The organism is Marivirga salinae (assembly GCF_030503855.1).
GTDB lineage: Bacteria > Bacteroidota > Bacteroidia > Cytophagales > Cyclobacteriaceae > Marivirga > Marivirga salinarum.
The window spans coordinates 2,996,983-3,009,303 of the sequence record NZ_CP129971.1; the positions used below are offsets into that span (position 1 = coordinate 2,996,983).

A 12,321-nucleotide genomic window follows, 5' to 3' on the forward strand; every position below is an offset into this window, starting at 1 on the left:
CCGAGTATTCATGACTACTTTTGCGGTTTTATAATTGACACATGACAGAAAATCAGGAAGAAAGCAAGCCGACAGCTTTCAGTGAAGAACAAATTGACCAATGCATTTCTATTTTAGAGGCATTGAATTTAGATACCAACCAAATTTTTGATATCCCAAAAGAAAAAAGAACTGCTTTGCTGATGGCGGCAGGCTTATTTTCCAGACCGAGTAGAGAAGAATTTCGAAGGAGAAAGAAAGAAGCTAGAAAATCTGAAAAGAGACAAATCAAAGCAAAGGATAAAGCTGCAAGAAATGGAACCGGTATTAGAAGTGCCAGAGAAGCTTTAGTTTTTGAAGCACCCAAAATGATTTCTTTGACAGGCGAGATTCCTAAATCGGATGTTAAATTGGAGAAGTCGCGTGAGTGCTATGTTTGTAAGGATCAATATGATACGTTGCATCATTTCTATGATACGATGTGTCCAAGTTGCGGTGATTTCAATTATGCAAAGCGCTACCAAAACGCAGACTTAACCGGTCAAGTGGCATTAATCACTGGTTCTCGTTTGAAAATTGGCTATCATATTACGTTAATGATGCTAAGGGCAGGAGCTACTGTCATTGCCACTACTCGTTTTCCAATAGATTCAGCGCTCCGTTTTGCTAAAGAAGAGGATTACCACAAATGGAGTCATCGACTGAAAATTCACGGCCTGGACTTAAGACATATTCCTAGTGTAGAGATTTTCTGTAATTTTATAGAGCAGCAATACGACAGACTAGATGTATTAATTAATAATGCAGCACAAACGGTAAGACGACCGGCTGGTTTTTATCAACACTTGATGCCAAATGAAGAAAAGCCCATCTCTGAATTGCCTTCATCCGCACAGGAATTACTTTCAGATCACCTGGCTTGCGTAAAAGAACTGCAAGAATTAAGTGAGGGAATTGCAGATGGGCAAAAGAATCTACCCGTAAGTTGGCATGGAAAAAGACTAGGAGTGGGGCTCAGTAATTCAGCTAAGCTTTCACAAATCCCATACAGCATCGATAATTCATTAAGTGCGGAGGAAGTATTCCCGGAAGGAAAATTAGATGCTGATTTGCAGCAAGTAGATTTAAGAAAAACCAATAGCTGGAGATTAAAATTAGGCGAAATAAATACCATTGAAATGGTAGAAGTACAATTGGTAAATGCCGTTGCGCCATTTGTGCTATGCAATCGTTTAGCGGATCTGATGAAAAAGGATGATACGGGCAAGAAACATATCATTAATGTATCGGCTATGGAAGGAAAATTCCATCGCTATCATAAAGAAGATAGGCACCCGCATACGAATATGGCCAAAGCGGCTTTGAATATGATGACGCATACTGCAGCCTCTGATTTTGCTAAATATGGGATTTATATGAATGCGGTAGATACAGGATGGGTAACGGATGAAGATCCTGCTGAATTGGCGAAAAAGAAGGAAAAGGAACACGACTTCCAACCGCCTTTAGATATAGTGGATGGTGCTGCCCGTGTAATGGATCCTTTATTCGATGGCATTAATACTGGTAAGCATTGGTGTGGAAAGTTTTTAAAGGATTATAGGCCGATTGATTGGTAAAGCCCCTTTAATTCCAAAACAATGCTATTAAGTTAAGGAAATATCCTTAAGGAGTTTTTCGCTTTAGCGAAAAACCTTTCTTGAGTGGTCAGGACAGGCTGTGGTTAGAATTTTCTAATGTTGGTGGTGATAACCAACATTCCTTTTTTAACCACAAAGACACAACAGAACACAAAGGAAAATAACTAAAGTTATTTTTTAGGATAATAGTGAAACTTGAGACTTCAAAGCTTAACTTAATAGCACTGAAGCCAAAATTGGGAGTGCGCACACAAATTCTTTTGCATTTTAATTTTATTTTGAAACGCATTAATATTCAGTACAAATTGCTGAACTAAATTATTTACTACTCATTAAAATCCGTGAAACTGTCCCCATGAGGGGACCATAGGGGTGTTTCTTGAGGACATTAATACTATTTAGTTAAGGTACTCTTGCAATAAGTTTTTCGCTTAAGCGAAAAACCTTTCTTGAGTGGTCAGGACAGGCTGTGCTTGGAATTTTCTAATGTTGGTGGTGATAACCAACATTCTTTTTTTAACCACAAAGACACAACAGAACACAAAGGAAAATAACTAAAGTTATTTTTTTAGGATAATAGTGAAACTTGAGACTTCAAAGCTTAACTTAATAGCACTGAAGCCAAAATTGGGAGTGCGCACACAAATTCTTTTGCATTTTAATTTTATTTTGAAACGCATTAATATTCAGTACAAATTGCTGAACTAAATTATTTACTACTCATTAAAATCCGTGAGACTGTCCCCATGAGGGGACCATAGGGGTGTTTCTTGAGGACATTAATACTATTTAGTTAAGGTACTCTTGCAATAAGTTTTTCGCTTAAGCGAAATACCTTTCTTGAGTGGTCAGGACAGGCTGTGGTTAGAATTTTCTAATGTTGGTGCAGATTACCAACATTCCTTTTTTAACCACAAAGACACAACAGAACACAAAGGAAAATAACTAAAGTTATTTTTTAGGATAATAGTGAAACTTGAGACTTCAAAGCTTAACTTAATAACATGGAACCCTCCAAAGAGGGGGAGTGCGCACACAAATTCTTTTGCATTTTAATTTTATTTTGAAACGCATTAATATTCAGTACAAATTGCTGAACTAAATTATTTACTACTTATTAAAATCCGTGAGACTGTCCCCTTGAGGGGACCATAGGGGTGTTTCTTGAGGACATTAATACTATTTAGTTAAGGTACTCTTGCAACAAGTTTTTCGCTTTAGCGAAAAATCTTTTGTTTTCTTTTGAATCTTTTGTGGTTAAAAGAAATGTTGTTTAACTATACCACTGGTATTTATTTCCTGCCATTTAAGAAATAAAAGAATATACCTAAAAATAACCTTGCTTATTTTTAGGTATTAAATGAGGCTAGCTTTGAAAGAAAAACATTTACTTTTTATTGACGGAAGTGTAAATAATCAACTCAAAGTGGGCTGCGGTGCTGCTTTGGTGATTGATGAAACTCAACTATCTGAGATTGAGCTGAAGGAAAGAATTAAGATTAAAAAGTTCAATAATACCTCTTCCACTAAATTAGAGCTTCAGACCTTGATTTGGGCATTAAATGAGTTAGATGATCGCGTTCGGAAAGTAGTGGTTTATACAGATTCTCAAAACATTGTGGGTTTACCAGCTAGACGTGAAGCCTTGGAAAAAGCAGATTATCATTCTAAAAAAGGAAAGCTTTTAAATCACTATGAGTTATATAGCGCTTTTTTCAAAATTATGGATGATTTGGAATGCGAATTTGTTAAAGTTGAGGGGCATCAAGCAAGCAAAAACAAAGATGATTACGATAAAATCTTTACGCTTGTAGATCGTGCCGCTCGAAAAGCCTCAAGAGACCTAAAATAATTGAATAAATAGAAATGAGCCCTAAGACCCATTTCTTTGAAGTAATCAATATTCTTATTGAAGTTTTACAGGAACTTGAAACATAGTTTGATCCCAACTAAAGTTAATATTGGCACCATTATCAATTGAGCTAAAGCCAATGGTAAAAGTCTCCACTACTGAAGCAGCTTGTTTTACCGGAACTTCAATTGTCACCACATCCAAATCATAATTAGGCTCCACTGCTCCAAAGAAAACATCCGTTTCGCTATTTAGGGTGATTTCAAAGGTCTCAGGACCTGGAACTGCGTACAAGCGATAAGTACCGGCATCTACTGCTTTTCCACCGAAAGTGACATCTTTATTAAAACTGATTTCTGTTGCTGCATTGGCACCTAGTCTCCAATATTTGCCGTAAGGCTGCAAAGCTCCTTCACTTTCTTCACCAAATATCAATCTTCCTTTTTTAGAGGGTTGACTATAATCAATGGTGATTTCCAATCCGCCCTCATTATAACTGACTGTTGCGGGTGGACTAACCGGGGTAGCAAAAAATAATCCGTAAACTACCCAAATAATCAATAGGAGCACTAAGCCTCCAAATCCAAGTAAAATTTTCTTTTTCATGATGGTGTATGTTTACCAGTGAAGTTACAAATATTTTATGACATCAAATCATTAGAACAAGCAAGATTTTTAATGCTCTATACTATATAAATTCAAAATTATTAGAAAAAGGATAAGGTGAAAAATACCTAATAATAGGTATTGTATTAATTAAATGAAATTAAGAACTTTATTACTCAATCAAACCCTTTGCGCTTGTATATGGACAGATTAATACAAATAGCCACTCAAGAACTTGGTCAAAAAGAAATATCAGGAGACCGTCATAATCACTCAACTAAAACTGGAGATGTCATAATATTCTGGCGTGAAAGTCCACAATCATGCAAAGGTCATTTCGGTTTCTTCTTTGGCTATTCACAAGATGCTTCTCGGGTTTATTGTTTAGGAAGAAATCAAGATAATTATATTTCCATCTCATTATATGATGCAAATATAATTCTAGGATTTATACGACTATCACTGAGTAAACTATTAAACCTTACCCTAGAAAGAAGAGATCAAGGAGGTAACTCCGATCCTGAGAAAAACCCACCACCGACTAGCGCCATTTCTAAAACGAAAAAATCAGAAAATACATGGATTCAACTTGTCATTAGGCAAGTGGTAAAATATTTAGGACCAGAAGTCAATTTGCTTGAAGCGAAAAATTTAATAGAAAATGAGAAGGTGTGCAATGATGTGAAAATCAATTCTGATGGATCAGATAATAGTGATGTTATTGAATGGATTAATGATAAAAAATAAATGTAAAAAGTAAATTTTAAATCATGAAAACAATAGAATTTAACCCAAATGGAGAAGCTTTAAAAGTCTCCTTTAAATTTTCGGGATTTTTATTAGCCTCTTATACATATACTCTATGGGAAGCTGAGAGCAATCATAAAGTAGTATATGAAAAAGGGAATAACCAAAACCCTCAAGATGACACATATCAACTACCAATGCCATTAAAAGCTAATGATGGGCGTCTAATCCAACTTAGAACAGAGTTTATTGCTCAAGATCCTAGTAATGTGAAAAATTATACAATTTCAACAGAGGTATATCAGGGAAGTAATCTACTCGGCACTGCAAAAGACGAAGGTAACAATACAGGATCTGCTCAAAGTTCACTAATTTTTATAAAAATGAAGAAATTATGAAAAAAATAATAATTACAATATGTCTATTGGCAACTGCAGCTACACTTTTTGCGCAAAGTAAAGAAGATACAACCCTAATGAAGAATTTTCGGCTTGATTTTGCTGTTCCAGATATGCCTGCTTTTAAGATGCTTGGGACAAATCCCAGTAACATTTTAAGACCTTCTTCTCCACAGGCCTTATCTCTGATGATTTCTGAAATAGGGGGTGGAGATGGATTTGTACTACCAAAATCTTTCGCTGCTGAACTTGCTCCTTACATCCTCATGAAATCAAGATCACTTACTTTGGAAGATTATGATAAAAACTCGCAATTATATAATCTGAGACTTTCATTAGGTACATCAAGAAATCCTGAAAATAGTACTACTACAGATGTATCAATAGGTTTTAGGTCTACATTAATTGATAAGGGAGATTTGAAAAATGATCAACAATATCGCAGACATGTATACAAACTATTGGCTGATAAAGGAGAGTTGAAAGATAAATATCAGGATGAATATCTTACCAATAATAATTTAAGTATTCATGATGTTGTACAAAGTGAAGTTAAAAAAACAAGCATGAATGAATATATAAACAATAAAATAGAAGATTATGAAGCAAATTTTGATTATAGACTAGATACTTTAAAACAAGGTTTCAAAGAAAGAAATTGGAATAAGCAAAAACTCGATGTTGCATTAGCTATGCTAGGTTCTTCACCAGATAGTCTTACTGAAAATATTGAATTTAATAAATTCTCCTTATGGTCTACTTACGGAGCACCTGTTGGTACAAATGGTCAAATACTTCTTGGGTTCAATTATAACTACTTTACTAATGACAGTTTAGAATATGGTATTACTTCATTAACATCCAGATTTTATGGAGGGTCAAATAGTTATAAAGGATTTGGTGAAATTCAAGTAAAGCGTAATGAAAACCTTAATTCAAATTTCATTTACTTGGCACTGGGGGGAGAAATAAATATTAAAGATGGAATCTGGGCAAACATTTCAGCAGGTTTAGAACGCAACTGGACTGACAATAATTCCTATTTTGTATCTCATTTTGATCTAAGATTTACAATCCCAGAAGATATAAAACTATTTTAGGTATTGAAAGCAGGGCCTAATTTTAATGATGATAGAATAATATTTTTTTTGTAAAGTTATGAGGTAGTGGTGGAGTGATCAATTTCAATCCTCCTAAACACAAAGTGTTCTTTTAGATTCTTTGGCATCAGCTAAGGTGACTATTTTCCTTTTACATTAAAAAATTGAAATGCAGTTGAACAAAAATGCTATTTTTGAATTTCAAATGCTTGGGGAGTACTCCCTTCAAGATATTCTATCAACTTTATAGCATCTTTCTTATCTAAATGAATGTAATTTCAAGTGTAGGTTTAATAAGTGTATTTTTACTACTACTGCTTTCTAGTTTTCTGCTATTTAGCAGATCACCGAATAGGGTGGGGAATGTTCTCTTCGCTTTATTCCTTCTGGTAACCTCATTGGAATTATCGGGGCAGTTTCTTGGAGACTTTTACAGAAACTATGAATTGATTAATAAACTGAGAATGGCATTAGTTTTTCTTCAAATGCCACTATTATATTTCTATGTCAAAAGAGCTTGTTTCAGCGATTTTAAATTAAAGCCAAAGCTGATTTGGCATAGTGCTCCATTTTTCATTTTTCTATTGATATTTTCATTTTTTGAGATCAATCAAAGGCTGGAGATATACTATGTTGTTATTTTACAGCTACAGTATTATCTCTATATAGGAGCTATCTTTCTGGTGCTCCGAAAATATAAAAGGATACACGATAAATTCCATTCTCTTCAAAGTGAAACTTATCGATGGCTGATGACAGCTTCACTATTATTCCTCTTAGGTAATAGTTTCGTACTTTTTCGTGGGGTGTTTGAAGTCCTGAATGATTTTCAGCGCTTTCCATGGTTGAATATGACCACCGCCTTGTTTGGATTGTTGGTGATTTCCTGGTTTGTCTTAAAAACTATGCGTAATCCAGAACTATTCAACAAGGTGAATGAAATTACATCTTCTTCAAGAAAGATTGCTATGGCAGACTGGGAACAGCTCCAGAATGAACAGGATCAGTTACATCAATATATGACGAAACATAAACCCTATTTGGAGGAAGCTTTAAGTTTGCAAGGACTCTCCCAAAAGACCAGTATTCCCATGAAGCGCTTGTCCTTATTAATCAACCAAAAAATAGGAATGCATTTTTTCGATTTTGTCAATGCGTACAGAATAGAAGAATCTAAGAAGTTATTAAAGGAAAGTGATTTTACGATTCAACAAATCATGTACGAAGTAGGCTTTAATTCAAAATCTTCTTTCAATACTGCCTTTAAGAAACACAGCTCGCTAACGCCTTCGGCTTTCAGAAAGCAATCGGTCTAATATTATCTACTTCATCTTCTGTATCAATATTTCATTAAAAGGGTTCGACTTTCGTCTACTCGAACCTAAAAGCCATTTTCTATTAATTTCTTTGCCTCAATCAGTAATCAATTATTAAAATAAACGAAATGAAGAAATTAAAAAACGCAGCTATTATTACTGCTTGTATTATTGCCTGGACACTCTTTGTTGGCTTTGGTTTTATCAATGGGTATCTTTTGAGAACCCTTGATTCATGCGATACTTCAGAGGAATTTTTCAAGGCTGTAAAAGAGGGCTTAAAAACTGAATTTGTTGGAAATCTAGCTATGGCGATGATTGAAGAGGGAGAGGTGACCAAAACTTACTTTTATTCGCATGATAATGAAAAGATAGACGAACATTCAGCTTTTCCTGTAGCCTCTATAAGTAAGTGGGCAACGGCCGTTGGAGTACTAAAATTAGTAGAAGAAGGTAAACTTGAGCTTGACAGGCCAGTAGAGGACTATTTAACCCGATGGCATTTGCCCAAAACTGAGTATGACAATAATGAAGTGACAGTCAGACGACTTCTTTCTCATTCTGCGGGCTTTGATGACCAATTAGGTTACAATGGTTTTGCAGCTGACGAAAAAATCCAAAGGTTAGAAGAATCACTGGACAAAGCGGCAGACGCAGGTAGTTGGACCGATGGTAAAACCATAGTAGGATATGAGCCGGGTGGGCCTCATATGTACTCTGGTGCAAGCTATACTTTGCTGCAGTTGCTAATAGAAGAAGTCACTCAAATGTCTTATCAAGAATTTATGGCATCACAAATTTTTGAGCCTGTAGGTATGAAAAATACCAGTTTTCTTTTAACAGACAGTACAGAAATTGGATTAGTGGATGTATACAAAACAGATAGCACCATTCGCCCTATGAAAAGATTCACGGCTAAGGCAGCTGCCGGCTTGATGATTAGTCTGGATGATCTATCAAAGTTGATGATCGGACTGATGCCATCGAAGGCCACTGTTCTATCTCCAGATATGATTGAAAAAATGAGAAGCCCTCAAAGCTATAAAAATGGACATGCATTTTACGGTCTGGGTCCAAGGTTATACGGTCATCCCTTAGGGAAATCCAGAACCTTTGGACACGATGGAAGTGGCAATGATGCAATCAACGCAGCGGCTAGAATGGATTTTGAAACGAGCTCCGGCATCATCATCTTAGAAACGGGCCATTACGCTTTTGCCTCCGATATGGCTGATGAATGGCTGTTCTGGAAAGCCGATATTGCCGATAGGGTAGTGATGCAGCGGAATATTCCTTATCTCTTAGCATTATTAGTTTTTGGGTATCTATTTATTTTGGCTGTTTCCATTTGGAATAGAAGAATAAGAAAATAAAGAACATCCTTCAACTGAAGAACCGCTGTTTATTCAGTTGAAGGAAATCTTACAAAGACAATATAGTATATTCCACTCGTCTATTCTGCTTACGCTCTTTTTCTGTTTTGCCATCTGTTACAGGTTTGGACGAGCCATAGCCTTTTGTTTTAATTCTGTTCTCTTCAATGCCTGCTTGCACTATATAAGCTTTCACAGCATCCGCTCTATCCTGCGATAAGATCTTATTGAGCCTTGCAGAACCTCTTCGCTCAGTATGCCCTCCAATTTCTATTTCCATGGTTTCAGAAGATCGCATAAGTCTTATTAATCGGTCTAATTCAGGATAAGAGGCTTCAAGAATCTCAAAGCTCCCTTGCCCAAAATAAACGTTATTTAAACTTATAAAGGAGCCTTCGCTTAGCGGACTCAAATAGATGTCACGGGTAATCTCCTGATAGTTTTCCTTTTCTTTTAAATCGATATTGCCGTGGGTAGATAAATAGCCGGCTAGCTGCGTATAGTAGCCATAATGCTTACCGTAAGGAAGAATGATTTGGTAGCTGCCATCCCTTGCATTAGACTTTACAGCATTCTGTCTTCTTCCTTTGGGTAATGATTCAAAATAGAGCTGTGCTTGTAAAGGTTCTTTAGTGTTGGCATCTAAAATCCTGCCCTTTATCAGCACTACCGGATCGGGTTTTAGCGCCTCGGGTAGTTTTACTCGATAAATATCTAATTGGGCAGCACTATCACTTTCGGAAACCATATAAGCCCAATTTCCGTGAGCCGGAATTGTAAAATAACCGTCCCAGTTAGGAGTGTTAATTTCAGAAGCTAGATTAATGGGTTCACTCCATTCAAATCCTCGATCATCCAACATGCGGCTCATAAAGATATCCATATCACCATAACCTGAATGACCTTCACTAGAGAAATAGAGCGTTTTACCATCAGCCGCTAAAAAGGGAGCGCTTTCATTGCCAAAGCTGTTGACTACTTTCCCTAAAGTCCTTGGCCCAGACCAAGAGTGGATATATGAGGTGTAATTGGAAAGGTATAAATCATTCATCCCTTCATTGTATCCTGTTTTTAAAGAAAGGACCATACGTTTACCCGTAACAGAAAGGCTCGTTTCAGCGGTATTGGAAGAGTTGATATAGCTTGAAATCTTCACTTTCTCAGGAATGGACCAATGGTCATCTTGCCATTCAGACATTGAATAGCCATTGCTGATCAAACTGAGACCATCTTTTGCATAGGTATTGCTTAAGAGTAGCTTGGAATTATCAGTAGCAATCCCCATAACATTATTGTCGCCAGGTGTATTCAAAGGAAATCCTAGCTTTACTGGAGCTCCCCATTGCTCATTCTCTAAGCTGGATAGCCATATTTCCTGTGCCGATTCATCGCCTTCATTTCGAGAAAAATATAAGCTTTTTCCATCATAAGAGACGATAGGGTTTAGTTCTTGAGCCTTGGTATTTATGCTTTTGGGCAACTTCTCTTTTATCAATTTAGGTTTGTTGGCCAGTTGATTGATGGCAGGTTTATCCTGTAATACATGAAAATAATCCACGCTGATGCCAATATCTCCATTCAAAACCATCCCTATTCTGCCTCCTTGAAAATGGACCTTGCTCGCAGGTATTTGGGCAACTTCCTGCTCATTTATGCTGAAGAAAATAGTTTCCTCTCGCTTATGAATCGTCAATTTATTGTCTTGGCCTTTTACTCGAATTGCATCAGACTTCCGCCAGGCTGTAAACTCCTTTATTCTTTTGCCCCAACTGGAATAAATATTAAAGCTTCCTGATGAATTGATGATAAAAGAGAAGGTTGATTTACTACTGTAATGAGAGCCCCAATGGATACCGTAGGAGCCCGCATTTCCACCTTGCGTTTGCATTACCATAGCTTCTATTTTATAGTCTTTTTCAGGATTAATGGCAAGGTGTGTATAAGTACCAAATCTATCTGTTTTATTGGACCGATCAATTCTTAAGCGCTGACCGTCATAATGATAGTGTGCATTGCTATCACTTTTGAACTGCCATCCAAAAGTGGGAGATGTAAAATCTTCCTGCATTAAATAGTGGGTTTGCGCAGACAAGAAAAGGGGAGAAGTGCAGCCAAAAAGCAGCAGCAAAAAGTACTTCATACGTTTATTTGAGTTCAATGAGCGCGCTAAACTAATAGAAAGCTTCGAATTATGCTAAAGGCAACAAATTCATATCAGATCAACTAACTGTATTTTTAATATGCCTATAACCCCTCAGTCCTCCAGACATCTCCGGAGGACGGGCGAGAGAGATGGTTTCATACCAAGACCAGCGCGACCGGGTGGTTTTCAAATCTTGAATCTCTTCTTATTTCCGCTTCTCTGCCCAACGGTTTAAGCGATCATAATTCTTAACGTAAGCTTTTAGGTGATCCTTATTAATTAAATTACTGTATCGATCGAAAGCACCATTGTTGGCCTCTCCCGAAGTTAATATTTGACCATCTTTGCAGTCATATATTTCATGCATCATCATATTTGTGGCAGTACCAACCGGTACAAGATGTACAAAAGCATATTTTTCATCTTGATCCATGACAGCTTTATCAATTTTTGCAGGCTCCACTAATTCAAAAGGGTATGGGTAAATCTCTGCTATTTTACTTTTTGTTATCCCCTTATCCAGTAGATCTTTTTGAATTAAAAGGGTCCTTTTTTCAAGTTTTCCAGCATTTTTTACGAAAGCATCCATCAATTTCTCATTCTCTAATTTTGCTTCATAGTGATTTAGAATTTTATAGATACCAACATAAACCTCTCTCGGCTCTAAATAAATATTATCGTCTTTTTGGTTGATGATTACATCTTGATAATAAATAGATTTTCTTTTTTGATACTTTTCAGCTAACCTTATAGCAAATCGCAAATACTCGCTAACCGGACTCCCAATCGTTGCTGCTTGCTTTATCGTGATAATATTTGATGACAATACAGCGTATTCTTTTTTATTACCATCCATAACGGAGGCTATGTTATCAGCTGCTACAAATTCAGTTTCTGAAAAGTCCCAGATTTGTGGAATCACTTTTTTTAAACTCTCATCTACACCAGGAGATCCCGTGAGCGCCACCAAAAGTGTTCTTTCTTTTACTTTTTGCACATCCGATTTCTTGGCAGGAAAACGAGCTGACTGAGCCCTATTGGATTGGGCTACTGCGGTGAAAGAGAAAACAAATAAAAATCCAAGTAATACAGTAGTAATTCTTTTTTTCATAGTATTTATATTTTATTGGATCAAAATATCTATCTAAAAATTAATCAAAAAATCGT

At 36.4% G+C, this 12,321-nt stretch carries 10 protein-coding genes; 7 read left to right on the forward strand and 3 right to left on the reverse strand.

The features are described 5' to 3' along the window. The first annotated feature begins 41 nt into the window (after nt 1-41). Nucleotides 42-1,598, forward strand: coding sequence for an SDR family NAD(P)-dependent oxidoreductase (locus tag QYS49_RS12610; RefSeq protein ID WP_308347724.1), 1,557 nt, complete (start codon nt 42-44; stop codon nt 1,596-1,598). Between the two features lie 1,393 nt (nt 1,599-2,991). Next, the gene (locus QYS49_RS12615; RefSeq protein ID WP_308347726.1) at nt 2,992-3,471 is read left to right on the forward strand and encodes a ribonuclease HI; all 480 of its coding nucleotides are present in this window, start codon (nt 2,992-2,994) and stop codon (nt 3,469-3,471) included. A gap of 54 nt (nt 3,472-3,525) precedes the next feature. On the opposite strand, the gene QYS49_RS12620 is transcribed toward QYS49_RS12615, so the two are convergent. Then, on the reverse strand, nt 3,526-4,077 hold the full coding sequence (locus QYS49_RS12620) for a DUF2911 domain-containing protein (RefSeq protein ID WP_308347727.1): 552 nt from the start codon (nt 4,075-4,077) through the stop codon (nt 3,526-3,528). 201 nt (nt 4,078-4,278) lie between these two features. Between QYS49_RS12620 and QYS49_RS12625 the strand changes: the two genes are divergently transcribed. The 5 genes from QYS49_RS12625 to QYS49_RS12645 all read left to right on the forward strand — a co-directional run bounded on the left by QYS49_RS12625 (nt 4,279) and on the right by QYS49_RS12645 (nt 9,011). Beyond that, complete coding sequence (locus QYS49_RS12625) at nt 4,279-4,824, forward strand: C40 family peptidase (protein ID WP_308347728.1); 546 nt, start codon at nt 4,279-4,281, stop codon at nt 4,822-4,824. Between the two features lie 23 nt (nt 4,825-4,847). Continuing rightward, a complete protein-coding gene (locus QYS49_RS12630) occupies nt 4,848-5,222 on the forward strand; it encodes a hypothetical protein (RefSeq protein ID WP_308347729.1) in 375 nt (124 codons plus the stop codon). After that, nucleotides 5,219-6,322 (forward strand): hypothetical protein, encoded by a 1,104-nt coding sequence (locus QYS49_RS12635; RefSeq protein WP_308347731.1) that lies wholly within the window; start codon nt 5,219-5,221, stop codon nt 6,320-6,322. The genes QYS49_RS12630 and QYS49_RS12635 overlap by 4 nt, the downstream gene beginning before the upstream one ends. A gap of 464 nt (nt 6,323-6,786) precedes the next feature. Then, nucleotides 6,787-7,638 carry a helix-turn-helix domain-containing protein gene (locus tag QYS49_RS12640; RefSeq protein WP_308347732.1) on the forward strand — a complete coding sequence of 284 codons (852 nt, stop codon included), beginning with the start codon at nt 6,787-6,789 and terminating at the stop codon, nt 7,636-7,638. Nucleotides 7,639-7,766: 128 nt separating this feature from the next. Then, entirely contained in the window at nt 7,767-9,011 is a 1,245-nt protein-coding gene (locus QYS49_RS12645; protein WP_308347733.1) for a serine hydrolase domain-containing protein, read from the forward strand. Between the two features lie 49 nt (nt 9,012-9,060). On the opposite strand, the gene QYS49_RS12650 is transcribed toward QYS49_RS12645, so the two are convergent. Beyond that, nucleotides 9,061-11,151, reverse strand: coding sequence for an OmpA family protein (locus QYS49_RS12650; protein ID WP_308347734.1), 2,091 nt, complete (start codon nt 11,149-11,151; stop codon nt 9,061-9,063). Between the two features lie 208 nt (nt 11,152-11,359). After that, nucleotides 11,360-12,265: a hypothetical protein gene (locus QYS49_RS12655; protein WP_308347736.1), complete on the reverse strand. Its 906-nt coding sequence runs from the start codon at nt 12,263-12,265 to the stop codon at nt 11,360-11,362. Nucleotides 12,266-12,321 lie beyond the last annotated feature (56 nt).

Excerpts from the sequence above, each read along its gene's own strand:
- QYS49_RS12610 (WP_308347724.1), top strand. The coding sequence starts at position 42 with ATGACAGAAAATCAGGAAGAAAGCAAGCCGACAGCTTTCAGTGAAGAA.
- QYS49_RS12620 (WP_308347727.1), bottom strand. The coding sequence starts at position 4,077 with ATGAAAAAGAAAATTTTACTTGGATTTGGAGGCTTAGTGCTCCTATTG.
- QYS49_RS12625 (WP_308347728.1), top strand. The coding sequence starts at position 4,279 with ATGGACAGATTAATACAAATAGCCACTCAAGAACTTGGTCAAAAAGAA.
- QYS49_RS12630 (WP_308347729.1), top strand. The coding sequence starts at position 4,848 with ATGAAAACAATAGAATTTAACCCAAATGGAGAAGCTTTAAAAGTCTCC.
- QYS49_RS12635 (WP_308347731.1), top strand. The coding sequence starts at position 5,219 with ATGAAAAAAATAATAATTACAATATGTCTATTGGCAACTGCAGCTACA.
- QYS49_RS12640 (WP_308347732.1), top strand. The coding sequence starts at position 6,787 with ATGGCATTAGTTTTTCTTCAAATGCCACTATTATATTTCTATGTCAAA.
- QYS49_RS12645 (WP_308347733.1), top strand. The coding sequence starts at position 7,767 with ATGAAGAAATTAAAAAACGCAGCTATTATTACTGCTTGTATTATTGCC.
- QYS49_RS12650 (WP_308347734.1), bottom strand. The coding sequence starts at position 11,151 with ATGAAGTACTTTTTGCTGCTGCTTTTTGGCTGCACTTCTCCCCTTTTC.
- QYS49_RS12655 (WP_308347736.1), bottom strand. The coding sequence starts at position 12,265 with ATGAAAAAAAGAATTACTACTGTATTACTTGGATTTTTATTTGTTTTC.